General features: G+C 74.3%; 23 protein-coding genes. 13 read left to right on the top strand and 10 right to left on the bottom strand.

What is annotated here, in order from left to right; all coding sequences use genetic code 11:
* Nucleotides 1-150 precede the first annotated feature (150 nt).
* Nucleotides 151-1329 carry a CAP domain-containing protein gene (locus ACZ2G1_RS02610; RefSeq protein WP_031283166.1) on the top strand — a complete coding sequence of 393 codons (1179 nt, stop codon included), beginning with the start codon at nucleotides 151-153 and terminating at the stop codon, nucleotides 1327-1329.
* A gap of 42 nt (nucleotides 1330-1371) precedes the next feature.
* Here ACZ2G1_RS02610 and ACZ2G1_RS02605 read toward each other — a convergent pair whose 3' ends face one another.
* Nucleotides 1372-2379, bottom strand: a complete 1008-nt coding sequence (locus ACZ2G1_RS02605; protein ID WP_017833808.1) for a zinc-dependent alcohol dehydrogenase family protein — start codon at nucleotides 2377-2379, stop codon at nucleotides 1372-1374.
* Nucleotides 2380-2533: 154 nt separating this feature from the next.
* A complete protein-coding gene (locus ACZ2G1_RS02600; protein WP_035923923.1) occupies nucleotides 2534-3277 on the bottom strand; it encodes an MBL fold metallo-hydrolase in 744 nt (247 codons plus the stop codon).
* A 186-nt stretch (nucleotides 3278-3463) separates the two neighbouring features.
* Here ACZ2G1_RS02600 and ACZ2G1_RS02595 point away from each other — a divergent pair, with 186 nt between their 5' ends.
* Entirely contained in the window at nucleotides 3464-3667 is a 204-nt protein-coding gene (locus ACZ2G1_RS02595) for a hypothetical protein (protein WP_017833806.1), read from the top strand.
* Between the two features lie 43 nt (nucleotides 3668-3710).
* On the opposite strand, the gene ACZ2G1_RS02590 is transcribed toward ACZ2G1_RS02595, so the two are convergent.
* Complete coding sequence (locus ACZ2G1_RS02590; protein WP_144836100.1) at nucleotides 3711-4409, bottom strand: type 1 glutamine amidotransferase domain-containing protein; 699 nt, start codon at nucleotides 4407-4409, stop codon at nucleotides 3711-3713.
* A gap of 146 nt (nucleotides 4410-4555) precedes the next feature.
* On the opposite strand from ACZ2G1_RS02590, the gene ACZ2G1_RS02585 reads away from it, so the two are divergent.
* Complete coding sequence (locus ACZ2G1_RS02585) at nucleotides 4556-5449, top strand: SDR family NAD(P)-dependent oxidoreductase (protein ID WP_470377440.1); 894 nt, start codon at nucleotides 4556-4558, stop codon at nucleotides 5447-5449.
* On the opposite strand, the gene ACZ2G1_RS02580 is transcribed toward ACZ2G1_RS02585, so the two are convergent.
* Entirely contained in the window at nucleotides 5424-6035 is a 612-nt protein-coding gene (locus ACZ2G1_RS02580; protein WP_470377439.1) for a deoxynucleotide monophosphate kinase family protein, read from the bottom strand. The two genes, ACZ2G1_RS02585 and ACZ2G1_RS02580, sit on opposite strands and share 26 nt — an antisense overlap.
* A 163-nt stretch (nucleotides 6036-6198) precedes the next feature.
* On the opposite strand from ACZ2G1_RS02580, the gene ACZ2G1_RS02575 reads away from it, so the two are divergent.
* The 3 genes from ACZ2G1_RS02575 to ACZ2G1_RS02565 all read left to right on the top strand — a co-directional run bounded on the left by ACZ2G1_RS02575 (nucleotide 6199) and on the right by ACZ2G1_RS02565 (nucleotide 9508).
* Nucleotides 6199-6900, top strand: coding sequence for a TetR/AcrR family transcriptional regulator (locus ACZ2G1_RS02575; protein ID WP_052132710.1), 702 nt, complete (start codon nucleotides 6199-6201; stop codon nucleotides 6898-6900).
* Complete coding sequence (locus ACZ2G1_RS02570; protein WP_470377438.1) at nucleotides 6897-8606, top strand: MDR family MFS transporter; 1710 nt, start codon at nucleotides 6897-6899, stop codon at nucleotides 8604-8606. The genes ACZ2G1_RS02575 and ACZ2G1_RS02570 overlap by 4 nt, the downstream gene beginning before the upstream one ends.
* A gap of 404 nt (nucleotides 8607-9010) precedes the next feature.
* A complete protein-coding gene (locus tag ACZ2G1_RS02565) occupies nucleotides 9011-9508 on the top strand; it encodes a hypothetical protein (protein WP_017833799.1) in 498 nt (165 codons plus the stop codon).
* A gap of 33 nt (nucleotides 9509-9541) precedes the next feature.
* Here the strand turns inward: ACZ2G1_RS02565 and ACZ2G1_RS02560 are convergent, their stop codons facing one another.
* Complete coding sequence (locus ACZ2G1_RS02560; protein ID WP_017833798.1) at nucleotides 9542-10132, bottom strand: thymidine kinase; 591 nt, start codon at nucleotides 10130-10132, stop codon at nucleotides 9542-9544.
* Between the two features lie 176 nt (nucleotides 10133-10308).
* Between ACZ2G1_RS02560 and ACZ2G1_RS02555 the strand changes: the two genes are divergently transcribed.
* Complete coding sequence (locus ACZ2G1_RS02555) at nucleotides 10309-11040, top strand: DUF72 domain-containing protein (RefSeq protein WP_470377437.1); 732 nt, start codon at nucleotides 10309-10311, stop codon at nucleotides 11038-11040.
* 94 nt (nucleotides 11041-11134) lie between these two features.
* Nucleotides 11135-11344 carry a hypothetical protein gene (locus tag ACZ2G1_RS02550; RefSeq protein ID WP_017833796.1) on the top strand — a complete coding sequence of 70 codons (210 nt, stop codon included), beginning with the start codon at nucleotides 11135-11137 and terminating at the stop codon, nucleotides 11342-11344.
* A 14-nt stretch (nucleotides 11345-11358) separates the two neighbouring features.
* Here the strand turns inward: ACZ2G1_RS02550 and ACZ2G1_RS02545 are convergent, their stop codons facing one another.
* Both ACZ2G1_RS02545 and ACZ2G1_RS02540 read right to left on the bottom strand, forming a co-directional pair.
* Complete coding sequence (locus ACZ2G1_RS02545; RefSeq protein ID WP_470377436.1) at nucleotides 11359-11931, bottom strand: mycothiol transferase; 573 nt, start codon at nucleotides 11929-11931, stop codon at nucleotides 11359-11361.
* A 33-nt stretch (nucleotides 11932-11964) separates the two neighbouring features.
* Nucleotides 11965-12528, bottom strand: coding sequence for a DinB family protein (locus ACZ2G1_RS02540; protein ID WP_368828395.1), 564 nt, complete (start codon nucleotides 12526-12528; stop codon nucleotides 11965-11967).
* A gap of 215 nt (nucleotides 12529-12743) precedes the next feature.
* On the opposite strand from ACZ2G1_RS02540, the gene ACZ2G1_RS02535 reads away from it, so the two are divergent.
* Complete coding sequence (locus ACZ2G1_RS02535) at nucleotides 12744-13259, top strand: hypothetical protein (RefSeq protein WP_470377435.1); 516 nt, start codon at nucleotides 12744-12746, stop codon at nucleotides 13257-13259.
* A gap of 302 nt (nucleotides 13260-13561) precedes the next feature.
* Here the strand turns inward: ACZ2G1_RS02535 and ACZ2G1_RS02530 are convergent, their stop codons facing one another.
* Together ACZ2G1_RS02530 and ACZ2G1_RS02525 are read right to left on the bottom strand one after the other, a co-directional pair.
* On the bottom strand, nucleotides 13562-14230 hold the full coding sequence (locus ACZ2G1_RS02530) for a GAP family protein (RefSeq protein ID WP_470377434.1): 669 nt from the start codon (nucleotides 14228-14230) through the stop codon (nucleotides 13562-13564).
* A 196-nt stretch (nucleotides 14231-14426) separates the two neighbouring features.
* The gene (locus ACZ2G1_RS02525; RefSeq protein WP_426119312.1) at nucleotides 14427-14951 is read right to left on the bottom strand and encodes a flavodoxin domain-containing protein; all 525 of its coding nucleotides are present in this window, start codon (nucleotides 14949-14951) and stop codon (nucleotides 14427-14429) included.
* A 90-nt stretch (nucleotides 14952-15041) separates the two neighbouring features.
* Here ACZ2G1_RS02525 and ACZ2G1_RS02520 point away from each other — a divergent pair, with 90 nt between their 5' ends.
* The 4 genes from ACZ2G1_RS02520 to ACZ2G1_RS02505 all read left to right on the top strand — a co-directional run bounded on the left by ACZ2G1_RS02520 (nucleotide 15042) and on the right by ACZ2G1_RS02505 (nucleotide 17069).
* Nucleotides 15042-15509, top strand: a complete 468-nt coding sequence (locus ACZ2G1_RS02520) for a hypothetical protein (RefSeq protein WP_470377433.1) — start codon at nucleotides 15042-15044, stop codon at nucleotides 15507-15509.
* 107 nt (nucleotides 15510-15616) lie between these two features.
* A complete protein-coding gene (locus ACZ2G1_RS02515) occupies nucleotides 15617-15769 on the top strand; it encodes a hypothetical protein (protein ID WP_290467380.1) in 153 nt (50 codons plus the stop codon).
* Nucleotides 15770-15822: 53 nt separating this feature from the next.
* Nucleotides 15823-16560, top strand: coding sequence for a hypothetical protein (locus ACZ2G1_RS02510; protein ID WP_470377432.1), 738 nt, complete (start codon nucleotides 15823-15825; stop codon nucleotides 16558-16560).
* A gap of 104 nt (nucleotides 16561-16664) precedes the next feature.
* Complete coding sequence (locus tag ACZ2G1_RS02505; protein WP_470377431.1) at nucleotides 16665-17069, top strand: hypothetical protein; 405 nt, start codon at nucleotides 16665-16667, stop codon at nucleotides 17067-17069.
* A gap of 104 nt (nucleotides 17070-17173) precedes the next feature.
* On the opposite strand, the gene ACZ2G1_RS02500 is transcribed toward ACZ2G1_RS02505, so the two are convergent.
* Nucleotides 17174-18220 carry a serine hydrolase domain-containing protein gene (locus ACZ2G1_RS02500; protein WP_470377430.1) on the bottom strand — a complete coding sequence of 349 codons (1047 nt, stop codon included), beginning with the start codon at nucleotides 18218-18220 and terminating at the stop codon, nucleotides 17174-17176.
* Nucleotides 18221-18492 lie beyond the last annotated feature (272 nt).

The raw sequence follows: 18492 nt of genomic DNA, 5'->3' as shown, positions 1-18492 counted from the left end.
CTATTTGCAATGGGAATTCCCTAGCCTTTCCCTGGGCGCCTTCCCCAGCCCAATCTGTCTCGTCGTCCGGCCGGACGACGATAGCCCCCCGCCGCACGGAACCCCCCAGTTCCTCCGTGCGTGCAGACAGACCAGGAAGCAGAAGCACCCATGGCGAAACATCGCTGCGCCCCCGCGCGCCGTCACGGCCGCATGGCCGCTCTGGCCCTCTCCGCCGGCATCGGCGTCACCACGCTCGCCGGCACCTCGCTGCTGGCCGGTCCGGCGGCCCACGCCGCCGCGCAGGACATTGTCGCGGTGGACGCCGCCACGCGTCAGGCCGACGCCCAGCTGATCCTCGACGAGATCAACCGCTACCGCGAGTCCCTCGGCGTGAAGCCGCTCAAGTACTCCGCCACGCTGTCCCAGGTGGTGCAGAAGGAGTCCGACCGGCAGATCGTCGAGGAGAAGTTCTCGCACAGCACCACCTTCCTCACCGATCCGCGCACCGGGCCCTGGACCAGCGCCAACGAGGTGATCGCCCTGGAGCACCACCGGGACGTGCGCGCCCTGGTGGCGTGGTGGAAGTCCTCGGCCGCCCACGACAAGGCGATCAAGGACCCGCGCCACGAGGTGATCGGCATCGGCCTCACCTACGCGGACGGCCGGCTCGAGAACTCCGGGCAGCCCTGGCAGGTGCTCTCCACCGTCAACCTCTACGGGTACGCCAACGGCGGCGCGCCCGCGGACGCCTCTACGCGCGTGAACGGGGCCCCGGCCTACACCTACGAGACGTCGACGCCCGTCCAGCCCCCGGCAGGCTACGGCGTGGCCGGCGCCATCGGCGCGAAGTACCACGCCCTGGGCGGCGCCGCGGTCGTCGGTCAGCCCGTGACGGCGGAGCGCGGCGGGCTGCGCGCCGGAGGCGTCTACCAGGAGTTCTCCCTGAACGGGCGCAAGTCCACCCTGTACTGGAGCCCGGCCACGGGCGCCCACCGGGTGGAGAACGCCACGGTCATCGGCCAGAAGTTCGTGGCCGGGGGGCGGGAGAACGGCTACGGCTTCCCGACCACGGAGGAGCGCCGGCTGGCCGACGGGTCCTCCTACCAGGTCTTCTCCCGGGACGGGGCGCTCACCAAGGTGCTGTGGACCCGGGCCCACGGCGCGCGTGCGGTGCACGAGACCGGCGCCATCGGCCGCGCCTGGAAGGCCGCCGGCTTCGAGCGGGGCTACGGCTACCCGGTCACCGACGAGATCCGCACCGGGGCCACCGTCTACCAGCGCTTCTCGAACGGGTACAGGGTGAACTGGTCCCCGGCCACCGGTCAGGTGTGGGTCACCGGCTGGTGACCCGGGTGCCCCGGGGCGCGCCCCCCGGGGCACCGGCCGGGCTCAGTGCTCGAGCACGATCTTGCCGAAGTGCCGGGCCGACTCCATCTCCCGGAACGCGTCGGCGGCCTCGGCGAGGGGGCGGCGGCGGTCGATCACCGGCCGCAGCCCGGTCGCCTCGAGCGCGCGCACGAAGTCGGCCTGGTCCCGGCGGCTGCCCACCAGCAGTCCTTGGAGGCGCGCCTGGCGCGCCATGAGCAGCGCCGTGGGGACGTCGCCCGCCGCCCCGGTGAGCACGCCGATCAGGGAGATGTGGCCGCCGACCCGCACGGCGCGGATCGACTGCGCCAGGGTGCCCGGGCCGCCGACCTCGATCACGTGGTCGGCGCCGCGCCCGTCCGTGAGCTCCTGGACGGCGCGGCCCCACTCGGGGGTCTCGCGGTAGTTGATGACGTGGTCCGCGCCGAGCCGCCGGACGCGCTCGAGCTTCTCGTCGGAGGAGGACGTGACCACCACGGTGGCGCCCACGGCCTTGGCGAGCTGCGTGGCGTAGACCGAGACGCCGCCGGTGCCCAGGGCCAGGACCACGTCCCCCGCACGGAGCCCGCCGTCCACCACGAGCGCCCGCCAGGCGGTGACGCCGGCCGTGGTGATGGTCGCGGCCTCGGCGTGGGACCACCCGGCCGGGGCGCGCGTGAACCACGTGGCGGGACGCACCACCGCCTCCCGGGCGTAGCCGTCGAGCCCGTCTCCCGGGACGCGCCGGAAGTTCCCGTCCACGGGGGGTCCGTCCTGCCAGAGCGGGAAGAAGCAGGAGACCACGGCGTCGCCCTCCGCGAGGTCGTCGACGCCCTCCCCCACGGCCTCGACGACGCCCGCGCCGTCCGCCAGCGGGATCCTCCCGTCCTCGGTCCGCGTCCCGCCGGAGACCACGAGGTAGTCGTGGTAGTTCAGGGAGCTGGCGTGCACGCGGACGCGGACCTCGCCGGGGCCCGGCGCGCCCGGGTCGGGGGCCTCCCCGAGCTCGAGCCGGTCCAGGCCGCCGGGGGCGGAGACGGTCAGTTGCTTCACGGGTGGTCCTCCAGGCGCTGTGGGGTCGTCGGTCGCCGCCCACGATAGCCGCCGCCCCCGGGAGTGTCATCAGCACGCTTCGGATGCCCGGTGGGGCGGGGTCGCGACGGCCACGGCCGCTCCCGGCCCGATCCGCGGACCCTGCCGGGCTCGCTCAGTGGGCGCCCACCGCGCGGGCGTGCCGGGCCGCGGCCTCGGCGCCCTGCGTCCACCGCTCCCCGTGACCGGGCAGCACGGTGCGCGCCCCGGTGGCGGCCACCGCGTCGAGGGAGGCGAGGGCCACGGCGGAGTCGTGGGTCGCGGCCCCGGCGACGATCTGCGGGCCGCGCCGGCCGGTGTAGGGGTCCAGCGTCACGAGCGCGTCACCGCTGAGCACGGTCCCCCGGCCGGGCAGGTCCAGGACGCAGTGCCCGTCCGTGTGGCCGGGGGTGTGGACGACCACCGGCCGGCCCGGGACCGGCAGGACGGCCCCGGCCTCGAGCGGGCGCAGCTCCCGCACGCCCCGGACCGCGAGGGCCCCGGCCGCCGCCATGCGGCCGAGCAGCGGCAGGGACCGCGGGTGGGTGAAGGGGTAGAGGAACCGGTTGCGCTCGGGCCGGTACCGGTACGGGTGGGCGGCCAGCCGCGCGTCCGCAGGGTGCCCGTGCACCGGCAGCCGCCACTCCTCCTGCGCCCGCCGGGCGAAGCCCACGTGGTCGAAGTGCGCGTGCGTGAGCACCAGCGCCCTGACCTCGTCGGGGCGCCGCCCGCGCTCCTCGAGTCCCGCCAGCAGCATGGGCCACATGCTCGGCAGGCCGGCGTCCACGAGCGTGACGCCGTCCTCGTCCTCGACCAGGTAGCAGTTGACGTGGGCGTGGGTGATGCGGTGGACGCCGTCGGCCACTTCGGGGGTGAACATGGGTCTCCTCACTCGATCAGTGTGCTGATCATACCTGCCGGGCGCCGACACCGGCCAGGCGACCGCCCCGCCGGGCGGCGCGCCCGGTACCATGGGCCCCACGCAGGGCCCCGGTCCGCGGATCCCCCGGTCCGCCCGGAGCAGGCCCCGCCCTCCCCCGACCTGAACCCCCCGAAAGGTCCCGCTGTGAACGCTCAGCGTCCCGATGCCCTGCCCTCCGTGGAGATCGTCGCCGTGCCCTTCCACCGGCTCCGCCGGAACCGGTGGGCCATGACCTTCGTCCCGGCCGGCGGCGGGCACGCCGTCCGTCGCACGTTCCCGGAGTTCCGGGACGCGGTGGTCGCCGCCCGCGGCCTCGCCCTGGCCGGGAGGACGCCCGTCAGCGCCTGAGCCCGGCGGCTCCCACCGCCGCCGGTGCCTCTGCGGCCGGGGGTCACTCGGCGAGCGCCTCCACGAGGACGTCGGCGACGGCCTGGCTGGACTGGGGGTTCTGGCCGGTGATCAGGTTGGCGTCGCGGATGACGTGGCTGGACCACGCGGGGCCGGTCTCCACGACGGCCCCCTTCTCCCTGAGCACGGTCTCCAGGAACCAGGGGGTGTTCTCCCCGGTGCCGCCGCCGAGCTCCTCCTCGTTGGTGAAGGCGGTCAGCCGGCGGCCCGCGAAGAGGAAGGTCCCGTCGTCCTGGGCGCTGAGCAGGGCTGCCGGGCCGTGGCAGAACGGGGCGATGAGCCGGCCGGTCCGGTCCGAGGAGGCCAGGATCCGGCCGAGCGAGGGGTCGTGGACGAGGTCCGCCATGGGACCGTGGCCGCCGGGCAGGACCACGGCGTCGTAGTCGTGCTCGTCGACCTCGGCGAGGACGCGGGGGGCGGCGAGCTCGGCGGCGATCTCCTCCAGGTAGGTGCGGAACTCGTCGGCCCGCTCCTGGCCCCCGGTGACGTCCGGGGAGAGGCTGACCCGGTCCACGGTGGGCCGGCGACCGCCGGGGGTGGCGATGTCGACGGTGTGCCCGGCCCGGCGCAGCGCCCGGTGGGCGACGACGAGCTCCTCCGCCCAGAAGCCGGTGGGGTGCTCGGTGCCGTCCCGCATGGTGAGGGAGTCGGCCGCCGAGACGATCATCAGAACACGGGCCATGATGGTCAGCTCCTCAGCTGTGGTGCCTGTCCGGGTGTTTTCCGTCGTGCGTGCCGCAACGGCTCCGCCCGCGCGCTTATTCCGTCCGGCGGCCCAGGGTGCGTCGCTATGCTGACCGGGATTCCGGCTCGACCGAGGAGGCCACCATGGACCAGCACGACGAGGACCAGCACCGCGAGCAGCACGCCCACCGGCGCAGGGGGCGGCGCACGGTCGTGATCACCGGCGCGAGCGACGGCATCGGGGCCGCCGCCGCCCGCGAGCTGGCGGGGCGGGGCCACGACGTCGTCGTCGTCGGGCGATCGGGCGCGAAGACCGCGGCGGTGGCCGGGCCCCTCGGGCTCCAGCACTTCACCGCGGACTTCGCGCGGCTCGACGACGTGCGCCGGCTCGCCCGGGAGCTGCAGGAGTCCGTGCCGCGGATCGACGTGCTGGTCAACAACGCCGGCGGGATCTTCGACCGCCGCGAGCTGACGCCCGACGGGCACGAGATGACGTGGCAGGTCAATCACCTGGCGCCCTTCCTGCTCACCCACCTGCTGCTCGACCGGCTCGTGGCGGACGGCGCGGCGGTGCTCAGCACGTCCAGCGTGGCGGCCCGCATCGGCCGGCTCTCGCCGGAGGTCCTCGTCGACGACCGGCGCTGGTCCCCGCAGGGGGCCTACGGGGACACGAAGCTCGCCAACATCCTCTTCACCCGCGGTCTCGACCGCCGGCACGGGCCGCACGGCCTCGCCGCCGCGGCGTTCCACCCCGGGGGCGTCGCGACGAACTTCGCCTCGGGCACCACCACCCCCCTGCGGTTCCTGTATCGCACCCGTCTGGGCCGCCGGCTCATGATCACCCCGGAACGGGGCGCGGAGACCCTGGTGTGGCTGGCGGAGGGCGTCGCCGGCGAGGACTGGCGCCCCGGGGGCTACTTCGAGAAGAGGCGGCCCGCCCGTGCCCCGTCCCGCGCGGCCGACGTCGCGCTCGCGGACGCCCTGTGGCGGCGCAGCGCCGAGCTGGTGGGGCTCACCCCGGGGCACCCGGCCGGCTGAGCGCCAGCGCGTCGACCTTCGCCCAGAGCTGCTCGACCGTCCCATCGTTGACGAGGACGGCGGTGATCCAGCGCGGGTCGATGCCGGCCTCCGAGGGGTGCGGGTCGTCCGGGGCGGGAGCCCCGGGGCGCACCACGTGCACCACCCGGCCCCCCGCGGCCGTGATGGCCTCTGCCTCGACGTCGAAGCGCACGTCCGTGAACACGACCGGCCCGCCCAGCCGGCGGGCGGTCTCCAGCCCGCGGTCCGCCCACACCGTCTCCCCGAAGACGGCCTTGCCGGCCTCGTTGCCGACCTTCTGCAGCAGCGTCCGGATCTCCCGGTGCACCGGGTCCCGCACCTCGTCCTTGAGCAGACCCCAGTCCCCGCCGGCCTCCGCCAGCACCGTGGCGAGCCGCACGAGCCGGCCGTCCCGGACGCCCACGAGGGGGTCCAGCTCGGTGAGGAACAGCCGCAGCGGGTCCGCGAAGGCCACCCGTGCGTAGCCGTGCGCGTCCACGAGGCGGTCGCCGCACGTGTCCTTGCCCGACTGCTTGCGCCCGTGCAGCCCGATCAGCCGCGGGCGGGGGTCCGGTTCCTGGGCCATGACGGGTCTCCTCCGGTCGTGCGCCGACGTGGTCCAGCGTACGGACGGGGGCACGACGGCGCACGGGGCACCACCCGCCGCAAAGTTGCACTATGATGTCGTGAGTGCAACATCTATTCGACCTCGGGCGCCTCCGGTGACGGCGGGCGCACGGGAGCAGCGCATGCGCCGGACCCGCCGCTCCCTCATCGCCGGTGCGCGCCGGTTGACCGCCGAGCGCGGGCTGGCGGGGTTCACCGTGGACGAGCTCTGCGCGGAGGTCGGGATCTCCCGGCGGAGCTTCTTCAACTACTTCGCCTCCAAGGACGACGCCGTGCTGGGCACCCCGGTCCGGGACCCGCTCGAGGCCTTCGGCGAGCAGTTCGTGGCCGGAGGCTCCGCCCCGGACGGAGCCCCGCTGCTGAGCGCCCTGCAGGAGCTGGTCGTGCGCTCTTTCGCCCTGCTGGAGGGCCCCCACGACCGGACCCTGCTGCTGGACGTCCTGCGCCGCGAGCCCGTGCTGCTCCAGCGGCTCACCGAGACCATGGAACGCCGGCTGGCCGAACTGACGGAGCTCATCGCGCGCCGGCAGGGCTGCGGGGAGCGGGACCCGTTCCCCGGCGTGGCCGCCGCCGTCGTCTCCCACCTCGCCGGGCACACCGTCCACGAGCTCCTCGAGACCCGGCCGGCCGGCGCCGACCCGGACGAGTCCCCGCCCCTGGAGGAGTTCGCGGAGCTGCTGGCCCGCAACGTCCGCCTCGCCGGGGCCCTGCTCTCCCCCGGCGCCACCGCCCCGCAGACGACGCCGGACACCGCCGCGGACACCCGCTCAGCCACTCCCCCCGACACCTCTGACCCGTCCCCGGACACCGAAGGAAGCCCATGACCACCACCCCGCCCGCGGTCGCGCAGGACGCCCCGCTGCTGGTGCTGACCCAGAAGCGGATCTGGATCATCTTCTCCGCCCTCATCGCCGGGATGATGCTCGCCAGCCTCGACCAGACGATCGTCTCCACCGCCATGCCGACCATCGTCGGGGAGCTGGGCGGCGTGGAGCACCAGGCCTGGATCACCACGGCCTACCTGCTGGCCACCACCATCGTGATGCCCGTCTACGGCAAGTTCGGCGACGTCCTGGGCCGGCGCAACCTCTTCCTGGTCGCCATCGCCCTGTTCACCCTCGCGTCGGTGGGCTGCGCCCTGGCCACCGGTTTCTGGCAGTTCGTGACCTTCCGCGCGCTGCAGGGGCTCGGCGGCGGAGGACTGATGATCCTTTCCCAGGCGATCATCGCGGACATCGTCCCGGCCTCCGAGCGCGGCAAGTACATGGGCCCGCTCGGCGGCATCTTCGGGCTCTCCGCCGTGGCGGGGCCGCTGCTCGGCGGCTACTTCGTGGACCACCTCACCTGGCAGTGGGCCTTCTACATCAACATCCCCATCGGCATCGCCGCCTTCGCCATCGCGTGGTTCACCCTGACCCTCCCGCACAAGCGCGCGACCCGCAGGATCGACGTGGCCGGCGTCCTGCTGCTGTCCGTGGCGACGACCTGTCTCATCTTCTTCACCGAGTTCGGCGGCAACGCCGAGCACGGCTGGGGCGCGGCCGCCACCTGGGCCTGGGCGGGCGGCATGGTCGTGGCCACGGCGCTGTTCATCTGGAACGAGACCCGGGCCGAGGACCCGATCATCCCCCTGGGCCTGTTCCGCAACCCGGTGTTCGTCAACGCCACCGCGATCGGCCTCACCCTGGGGCTGGGGATGTTCGCCGCCATCGCGTTCGTGCCCACGTTCCTGCAGATGTCCTCCGGCACCTCGGCGGCGGAGTCCGGGCTGCTCATGGTCCCCATGATGGTCGGGATGATGGGCACCTCGATCTGGTCCGGCCTCAGGATCTCCCGCACCGGCCGGTACAAGGGCTACCCGCCGGCGGGCACGCTCGTCACGGCCTCGGCCATGCTCGCCATGACCACGCTGGCGGCCGAGACGCCCATCTGGCTGATCTGCGTCTACCTCCTCGTGCTCGGCGCGGGCCTGGGCCTGATCATGCAGGTCATCGTCCTCGTGGTGCAGAACGCCGTGGACCCGTCCATGGTGGGCACCGCCACCAGCACCAACAACTACTTCCGCGAGGTCGGCGCGGCCCTCGGCGTGGCGATCTTCGGGGCGATCTTCACCAACAACCTCTCGGAGCAGCTCACGGCCGTCTTCACCGGCGCCGGCGCCTCCGCCGCCCAGGCCGGGGAGGCGACCGCCACCCTGGACCCGCAGACCCTGGCGCAGCTGCCCGAGCCCGTCCGCGAGGGCATCGTCACCGCGTACGCAGACTCCCTCGCCCCGGTGTTCTGGTACCTCATCCCCTTCATGCTGCTGGCCTTCGTCCTCGCGGTGTTCCTCAAGCAGATCCCCCTCTCCGACACCGCCGGCATGGTGGCCCGCGGCGAGGCCATCGGCGGCGCGGAGGCCGCCGCGCACGAGGCCGCAGCGAAGAAGGCCGCCGCGATGGAGGCCGCGGCGCAGGAGACCGCGGCGCAGGAGACCGCGGCGCACGACGACGCGCGCCGAGCGTCCTCCACCGGCACTCCCGCCCCCTGACGGGTCCCGGCGTCCGGCCGGCCCGGAGCGGGAACTGGCCGAAAGGCCATGTGCTTCTGTGAACACCCCCGGTAGGCTCGGGCCCGGGCCGGATCCGCGCCCGGCCCGGGCCCCACCCACCCCCCTCGGAAGGAACTGTCATGATCAGACTGGTCGGCGAGTTCGACGCGTTCTTCAACCCCAACTTCACGGCCATCCTCGGCATGTTCTTCGACCTGGTCCGCGCGGTGCTGCTCGGCGGCTGAGCCCCGGTCCACCCCGCGCCCTCGGCGCCGCCGGAGCCCCTCCGGCGGCGCCGTCCGCGTTCCCGGAAACTTTCGGCGGTCGGCGCCGCCTGCTAGGTTCTGCGCATCAGGCACTCGGCGGATCGGCCGCCCCCGCAGCGCAGACCCCAGGAGGTCGCCGTGAGCCAGCACCACCACGTCGGCGGAGCCACCGGCGTCGGCACCCGCGCCGTGGTGGTCCGCGGCGGGCCCGTCCTGCGCACCGAGCGGCACACCGTCGTCGACGAGACCGACCGGACCGTCACGGTCGACGACGGCACCCGGTTCGCCAAGACCACCGGACCGGTGCGGGACGCCCCGGAGGCCGACCCCGCCGAGCCCGACGGCGCGCACGCCCCGGTCCGGCTCGTCACCGAGGGCCACCCGGCCTTCGAGCAGCTGTGGGCGGACGCGGTCCTGAGCACGTTCACCGACTCCGACCACACCGCCTACGTCGAGGGCCTGATCGCCTCGAACCGGCTCGCCCGGCGCGGCGACGTGCACGCCCACTACGACGTGGCCGCCATCATCGACGAGCTCGCCGCCCTGCACCCCGACCTCGAGGCGATCCCCGAGGACCTGTTCTGGGCGGTCGTCGACCGGCACGGCCGCGAGGACGACCGGGACGTCACCCCCTGACGCCGTTTCGGGACCGGCGCGCCGGTCCCCGGCTCAGCCCAGGCGCCCGTCCGAGTGCCGCAGGTAGCAGCCGGCGCACATCGACTCGTAGGACACGGCCGCACCGTCGATGGCCACCTGGTCGCCCTCGAAGACCGGCTCCCCGTCCACCGTGCGGGCGTTGAACATCGCCTTCGACCCGCAGCGGCAGATCGTGCGCAGCTCCTCGACCGTGTGGGCCACGGCCAGCAGGCGCGCCGCGCCCGGGAACGCCTCCGTGCGGAAGTCGGTGCGCAGCCCGTAGGCCAGCACCGGGACGCCGTCGAGCACCGCGATGCGCAGCAGGTCGTCGACCTGGGCCGGGGCGAGGAACTGCGCCTCGTCCACCAGCAGGCAGTGCACCGGTCCGCGCTCCCGCACGGCGGCCCGGAAGCGCTCGCGCGCCCCGTCCTCCGGGGCCAGCAGCAGGTCGACCCGCCGGGACTCCCCCAGCCGTGAGACCACGGTGTCCGCGCCCTTCGAGTCGATCGCGGGCTTGGCGACGAGGACCGTCTGGTCGCGCTCCTCGTAGTTGTGCGCGGCCTGGATCAGCACGGTGGACTTGCCGGAGTTCATCGCCCCGTGCCGGAAGTAGAGCTTCGCCATCAGCGGGTCCCGGCGGGCCGGGGGGCGAGGGTGGTCATGCGGGTTCTCCTGGGATCGTGCGGGGTGCTCGGCGGGGGCGCCGTGCGTGCCGGTGAACACCCTACGTCCGCCGCGCGGCCGGCCGGCGCCCGGCGCGACGGCCGGACCCGGCGCCCTCCGCCGCTACCCTGGAGCCCATGGGCTGGCACATCGGCACCTCCGGGTGGAGCTACGACCACTGGGAGCACGTCCTCTATCCCCCCGGCACGGCCCCGGCCAAGCGCCTGGAGATCTACACCCGGGCCTTCTCCACCGTGGAGCTCAACGCCAGCTCCTACCGCTGGCCGCGCAGCAGCACCTTCGCCGGCTGGAACCGGCGCCTGCCGGAGGGCTTCCGGATGACGGTGAAGGCCCCCCGCGGACTGACGGACGCGAAGAAGCTCTACGCGCCCGAGACCTGGAGCCGGCGGATCGCCGAGTCCTGGCACGAGCTGCGGGACCGGCGCGGCGTGCTGCTCGTCCAGCTTCCGCCGGCGCAGGCCCGCGACGACGCGCGCCTCGACTGGTTCCTGGCCGGGCTGCCCGACTGGCTGCCCGTCGCCGTGGAGTTCCGCCACGACAGCTGGGTGCACCCGGAGGTCTTCGGGCTGCTCCGGCGCCACGGCGCGGCGTACTGCGTGATGAGCGGGGCCGGGCTGCCCTGCGTGCTCGAGGCCACCGCCCCGTTCGTCTACGTCCGCTTCCACGGCCCCGACCACCACCACCTCTACGCCGGCTCCTACTCGGACGAGGACCTGGCCTGGTGGGCGGACCGGATCCGGGAGTGGCACCACGGCGGCCGCGAGGTCTACGCGTACTTCAACAACGACGGCGACGGCCACGCCGTGCGCAACGCCCTGACGCTGCGCCGGCTCCTCGAGGGCGGCTGAGGAGATCCCCGGCCGGGCGCAGGACGCCGTGCGCGGGATGCCGGGCCCGGGCATAGGATCGGGCCATCACCGTCGAGCAGGACAGGAGCCGGAGATGGACCGCTACCCCGAGCCCGCGGACCGCGACGAGGCCTGGGCGGAGACGAGCCAGGAGGGACTGGGCGTCCGAGACGAGACCTGGCTGACCGCCACCACCGACGAGAGCAACCGGCGCGCCGGCGCTCCCCCCGAGGAGGCCGAGGACGACGCCCCGCCGCCGGAGGACCCGGAGGCGGGGACCGGGCGCCCGTCGGACGACGAGTAGCCCCCCCCGGCCGGTCAGTCCTGCGGGCTCCACGTCTCCCCGTCCGCGAGGGCGTTGAGCTCGTAGGCGGTCCGCCCGTCGAGGGACTCGCGCAGGATGTCGGCGTGCCCGGCGTGCCGGGCGTTCTCCTCGACCATGTGCAGCGCCACCCACCGGGCGGGCCACGTCACCAGGTCCCGCGGGAACCACGGGGCGTCCGGGACGGGGATGCGGGCCTCCGGGTCCGCGGTGCGCAGCCCGGCCTCGACGCGGTCGGCCAGCGCGTTCAGGGCCGCGCCCAGGGACTCGGCGGTGTCCTCCGGGCGCACGGCCTGCGGCAGGATCGCCCCGGCGGCCCAGCCGGCCTCGTCCAGCGGCTCCCCGGAGGTCCGGTGGGGGTCCGTGAGCACTGCGAACGGACCGTGCCCGCCGATGAACAGGACGTGCCGGGCCAGCGCGCCCAGGCTCATGGCGCTCGCCGAGGGCGTCGCCCGCAGCTGCTCGGCGTCGAGGCCCTGGAGGGTGGTGGCGACCTGGCGGATCTGCTGGCTCGCGAAGGCCGCCAGGGCGTCGCGCTCGTCGGTGACGGTGGGGGTGAGGAAGGGCACGGTGGGCTCCTGAGGTGTCGTGCGGCGCGGGGCTCAGCGGGTGTGGGCGTACAGGTCGCGCAGCAGGGCGAGCTCCGCCCCGTGGTGGATCAGCTCGCGGTTGATGTGCAGCACCAGGGCGAGCATCGGCAGCTCCGCGTACGGGCCCTCCACCGGGCCGCACGGGCGCGCCAGGTCCGAGTCCGTCAGCGAGTGCACCCCGGCCGTCCAGCGGGCGAACTCGCGGTCGAGCTGGGCCAGCGCCTCCTCCGCGGTCCCGGCGTACGCCCAGCTCTGGTAGGACGCCTCGGGGCCGGCGAAGTGCCCGTGGCTGCGCGCGGCGAGGACCCCGACGACGACGTGCGCCAGCCGCCAGGCGATGGTCGTGAACGGCGCGGGCACCGGTTCGGGGAAGGCGAAGTCCAGCACGAGCTCCCCGCGGCCCGTCTGCATCGGGGTGCGTTCCTCGGCCCGGGGATGGACCGTCCACGCGGACCCGCCGGTGGGGTCGAAGAAGTACTCCTCGTCGGTCAGGCCGGCGAGGCGGGGCCGCAGCTGGTGGGTCCAGTGCCGGTCGATCTGGTCGGCGGCACAGGCGGCGACGTCGAGGTCGGTCATGGCGGTTCCCTCCTGATCGGGGCGCCTCCGGCGCAGCGTCCGGTGACAGGTCCAGTGTCCTCCCCGTGGCGGACAGATCCTGTCCGCGTCCGCGCAGCGCCCATGCTGTGACGGATGCCGCGCACTGCCTCTGTCCTCCCGGGCGGCGGCTCTGGACCGGCGCCCATGACGGTCCTGGACGTGGGGCGCATCGTGCTCTGCATGGCGTTGCGCTCGTGTCCCTGGACGGCCGGGACAGCGGCACGGACGGCGCGGTGCTGCTCGCGGCGGTGGTCGTCCACCGGGTCCTCACGGTGCTGATCGGCCGCCGGGACGCCGCCTCCCCCACCGGGGCGCCGAACCCTCCGCCGGACCGGCCGCCCGCCGCACCCGGTGTCGACGGGCCACCGGCCGGGGAGGCCTCGGCCGGTGTCTCGCTCGTCCTCGTCGTGGTGGGGGTGGGACTCCTGGTGGCCGGGGCCACGGTCCTCGTCGAGGGGGCGGTCGACGTCGCCACGGCCCTGGGCGTCAGCGGCCTCGTCGTCGGGCTCACGGTGGTCGCCCTCGGGACGTCCCTGCCCGAACTGGCGGCCTCCGTCGTCGCGGTCCGCCGAGGACAGCGGGATCTCGCCATCGGCAACGTCGTGGGCAGCTGCCTGCTGAACCTCGGACTGGTGCTCGGGTGCCGGCGATCCTCGTCGACAGCGGCCTGCCGGTACCGGCGGCGGCCGTGGCCCTGGACATCCCGGTGATGCCGGCCGCCGTGGTGGCGCTGCTGCCCAACGCCTTCACCGGGTTCCCCGTGGCGCGCTGGGAGGGCGGTCTGTTCCTGCTCCTGTACTTCGACTACACCGGGTACGTGCTGCTGGCGGCCACCGAGCACGACGCCCTGGAGGGGTTCAGCTCCGTGATGGTCTCGTTCGTGCTGCCCCTGGTCGTGATGACCCTCGTGGCGGTGAGCGCCCACGAGCTGGGCCGGCGCCGCGAGCGCCGCGGGCTCGGCGGGCCGGCGGGCGCCCCCAGCCGCCGCGGGTGGGCCGGGGCACGGTCACGGTCAGCCGGACCGCAGTCCGCTCACACCGTTGCCGAGGAGCACCGCGCCGATGACGACCAGCACGACGGTCATCACCCAGGAACCGTTGGCGGTCATCCACCCCTTCGCGGCCGCCAGCACCGTGGCGGCCCGGTCCCCCAGGACCACTTGGAGCAGCACCGGGGCGGCGACCGCGGCGCTGGCGACCCCCGTGAACAGCAGGAGCGCGAGCACCTGGTGCGCCACGGACGCCGTGGCCGTCGCGATCGCGGCCGCCCCCGAGACGACCAGCACCGCGTTCTTCGGGTTCACCGTGACCAGCAGGAACGCCACGGCCAGGGCCTTCGAGGGCGTCATCGTGTCGACCGCCGTCATCCACCGCGGCGATTGCGACCCCTCGCGCGACCGGCTCCGCCACTGCTTGACCCCCAGCAGCAGCAGCGTGCCGCCGAGCACCACCCGCAGGACGCCGACCCAGGGCGCGGGATCGTCGCGGGGCAGGGTCGTGTCGACGACCAGCACGGTGAGGGCGGCTACGACGGCGATCCCGGCGATCCAGCCGGACAGGAACGCGGTGACCGCGCCCCGGGTCCCGCTGGTGACGAGCATCAGCACGATCACGGCGACGGGCAGGGAGGCGGCGAGCAGTCCCAGCGCGATCGGGAGACCCGCGGCTGCGGCTGCCGGCACGACGACCTCCTGGGAACGGGTGCCCGCGACCGGGCCGCTGACGCCCGGGGCTGCGGTCGAGCCGACCGCTCCCCTCGACGAGGGCTGGGACCCCGGGCACCCGGACCCACCCGTCGTGCGACGCGGACGATCGGAACACCGGCCTCGGGGGCACGTCCTTCTCCACCAGGGTGGAGGTCGCGGGGGCGGCCGCGGATCACCCGCCGCGGGTGGTCGTCCTCAGCGTCCCGGCGATGTCGCGGGCCCAGGCCTCGATCCGGGGCCAGTCCCGGTGGTCGCCGAAGCGCCCCCCGGTCCCCCGGAGGAGGAGGCCGGCCCAGCCCGGCAGCTGCTCGGCCTGCGCTACCCCGGACAGCAGCAGGTGCCCGCGCGGGTGCACCACCTCCCGCAGGGACGCGGCCAGCCGCCGGTTCTGGGCGCGGCGGGCCGGTTCGCGAAGGATCCGGGGCAGGGCCGCGGACATTCCCACGCTGAACAGCCACACCGGCCGGGTCCGCAGCACGGCCTGGTGGCGGTGGACGAACGCGGTGGCCACCGGCAGCCAGTCCTGGTCGTGGATGGCACTGCCCAGCACGACGGCGTCGTAGTCGCCGAGACCGTCCTGCTGTTCCATGGGCCCGACGTCGACCGACGAGCCTTCGTCCCGGAGCACGTCGGCGATCCGCCGGGCGATCTCTGCCGTCGATCCGTGTGCGCTGGCATGTGCGACGAGAATCCGCATCTCCGCCTCCCTCTCGGTCCTGCCCCCAGCGTAGGCCGACGACCGGCCGGACCGGGTGACGACCGGGGACGCGGGACGTAGCGTAGAACCATGAACGATCTCGTGCTGTCCCTGACCAGCTCCGCGGCTGCCGGAGCGCTGACGCTGGTCTCCCCGTCCGGCTGGTCGCCCCGGGTGCGCGCCGCGTACGTCGTGGTGCCGGGAGTCCTGGTCGCCGGCGCAGGAGGGTGGGTGCTCTCCCGGAACACCGGTGGGGAGGACTCTGTCGTTGCCGGTGCCGAGGCCGGGCCCCTGGCCGACGGGAGCCCTGTCGCGGCGCAGCGGCTGCCGGTGGCGGCGCGGGCGGCGCTGCTGCTGGGTCTCGGCGCGGCGACGTGCGGGGTCCAGGCCGCCTCGCTGCGGATCGACGCGATGCTCGAGCGGTGGCTGGTCGCCGGCGGGGCGGCCCATCCGCGCCGGTGGATGGCCGCGCTCGCGGTGCTCGCCTCGCTGGGCATGGACGCCGCCGGGGACCGCATGAGCGCCCTCGCCGGGGAGGACCGCCGGCCCGTTGCCTGACGACCTCCGCCGCCCCGGGCGCGGCGGCTGTTACGGTTCCCCCAGCAGGCGCCGGACGCCCGCGTCGCCCATCGACCCCCGACTCCGACTCCACGAGGAGCACCACCATGGCCGCTGAGCCCGTCGCCCGGCAGACCGACCCGGTCCTCGTGCCGTTCGGCGCCCCAGCCGTCTCTCCCGCCCCGGGCCGTGGTGAGACCGGGTCGCGGGCTCGTCGCGCCCCCGGGTCCCGCAGCCGGCCGCGCCGGCCGGTCCGCTGAGCCCGGGTCACCGGACGGTGGACGAGCGGCGGAGGCTGAACCAGGGCGGTGCCGTGTACCCCGGTGCGCGCGCGGTGGTCATCCCCGCCCGCACCGAAGCCACCGGGGAGCCCACCACCCGCCGTGTGGTCGTGGCCGCCGACCGGAGGAGCTTCACCCTGGACGACGGTCAGGTCTACGAGCGGCTCTCCGGGGCGCTCTGGTCCCAGCGGCGCTCCCCGGACGTCGGCACGCTGCTGGTCCGTCAGGCCTGCACCGAGGGCGCGGCCCTGTTCGACGGCCTCTGGCGCTCGGCCGCGGACCCGTCGCCGCGGACGGCGGCCGAGGTCGCCGAGGCGCAGGAGGCGGCTGTGGTTGAGGCACTGCGCGCCCGGCACCGCGTTCCGCCCTGGTCGAGGCCGGACTTCTACTACGACGTGGTCCGGGCGCGAGAAGCCCTGGCCGGTCTGAGCTCGGACCTCTCCCGGATCCCCGACGAGAGGTTCTGGGCCGTGGTGGGGCGCCACCGGCGCACTCCCGCCGAGATCGCCGGGCTCAACCAGCCGGTGGGGCCCGACTGTCTCACCGCGGAGCACGGGACCTGCCGGCGGTGCCGGCCCGTGCACGTGTGGGCGTGGGTTGCCGAGCGCCGCTGGAGCCACCACGGCGGTGACCCGTCCGTGGTCTACGACGTCGAGGCGATCGTCGCCGTGCTCGAGCGCATCGACCCCGAGTACCGGCACACCCCGGGCCGGGTCCTCACCCGTGTCCTCGACGAGCACCACCGTCCGGAGCAGGGGGCCGCCCCGTGAGCGCGGCGCCGACGGACGGCGCACCGCGCACCGGACCCGGGCCCGCCCCCGTCCGCACGCCGGCCCCAGCACGCCACCCGATCCCCTCGACGACAGGACGTCCCATGCGCCGACCCGTTCCCGCTCTGCTCGCTCTCTCCGCCCTCGCCCTGACCGGCTGCGCGCCGACCGCCGACGACATCCAGGCGATGGTGGCCGGCGGGGCCGCCTACGAGGACGCGACGGCGCTGCGCGACGACGTCGTCGGGGCCGGCATCGACTGCCCGGGCACGGACCAGCTGCGCGCCCCGGCCGACCCGGAGACCACCTACCTGGACTGCGCCAACGGACGCATGGCCATGGCCGTCACGGACTCCGAGGAGCGCATGGAGGGGCTGTTGGACACCCTCAGCAGCGAGCAGGGCGCCTCCTTCCTGCACGCGGACAACTGGGTCGTCATCTCGAGGGACGCGGCCCCGCTGCAGCAGCTCCGGGACGAGCTCGGCGGGGACATCACCACGAACCCCTGAGCGGTCACGGTGCCGCTCGCCGTCCGCCCGCACGGATCGTGGGAGCCCGGCACCGCCGCACGACGGACGCCCACGGCCCCCCTCACGGACGTGCCCCCGGCCTGCTACGACCAGGAGGCGGTCGTGAGGAGGGAGAAGAGAGGCTCGAAGTCGTAGCTCGTGGTGCTGTTGGTCATGACCACGATGCCCAGGCCGTGTTCTGGGTAAAGACGCATGACGTTCCAGAATCCGGCGCCGGCCCCGAAGTGCTCGACCCACTGCCCCGTTTCCTGGGTGGGGCGGCGGAACCAGCCGATGCCGTGGTCGAAGGGCTTCCCCGGGTGCTCGATCACTCGCATCGATCGGGCCGTCTCAGCGGACAGGATGCGATGCCCGTCGATCTGGCCATCACCCAGGTGCAGCCGCAGAAAACGTCCGGCATCCGTCACGTCGCCGACCAGACCGCCGTAGGCGGCTCCGTCGACGTAGAAGGGCCGCAGGCCCAGGTAGGCGCCGTGACGGGTCCCGGCCACCCCGGGTGGGAGCAGACGGCGCAGCAGCGGATCGGCGGCGCGCGGGGCGCGCACACAACCGGTGGCAGCTGGTGCCTCCGGGCGGTAGGTGAACCCGGTGCTGGTCATGCCCACCGGATCCAGCACGGCTTGCCGCAGATAGGACGTCACCGGCATACCGCTCACGGCTTCGATGATCTGACCCAGCGCAAGATAGCCGACGTTGGTGTATCGGGCCCTGTGCCCCGGGGCGTGGCGGTAGGCGCGCGGTCGTCTCATCACGGACCGCAGCAGGTCCTCGGCCGCCGGCGGCTCCTGCTCGGCCGGGTGCACCCATCGCAGCGGCAGAGGATTGGACAACCCCGCGGTGTGGGTCAGCAGCTGCCCTACCGTGGGCTGGGAGGCACGCGGGGCGCGCAGACAGTCCACGTAGTCGGCCACCGGGGCGTCCAGCTCGAGGCGACCGTCCTCGACCAGGGTCATGGCGGCCGTGGCGGTCACGATCTTGGTCATGGAGAACCACAGATACACCGTGGCCGGAGTCGCGGGCGCCTCCGTGGCCAGGTCAGCAGTTCCGAACCCGCCGGCGTACAACGACCGCTGTGAGTCGACCACGACCAGGGACAGTCCCGGGATGCGCCCGGTGCGCATCATGGTCATCACCGCCTCCGCCAACCACTCAGGAGTACCCCCTGGCTGGGCCCCGGAATCACCGGGGTGGTTCTCGGATGGATGGCTGTGCATGGCATCCCCCAGATGCGCGACTCCACCGACGTCGCAACGGTCTGACGCCACCTTGAAATTCTGTCGCTGCGGTGTCAAGACCGAAACCGTCCAAACCATACAGACGACGCAGACGGAGTCCGCCAAGACGCTGCGCTCGGCCCCTCAGCGCCAAACGACGACCGATCCCGCCGTGAACCGCTGCAGAC

Source organism: Kocuria sp. KKT182 (assembly GCF_055635395.1).
Note: the sequence above shows the minus strand (reverse complement) of the source record. Positions and strands in the feature narration are given on the sequence as shown.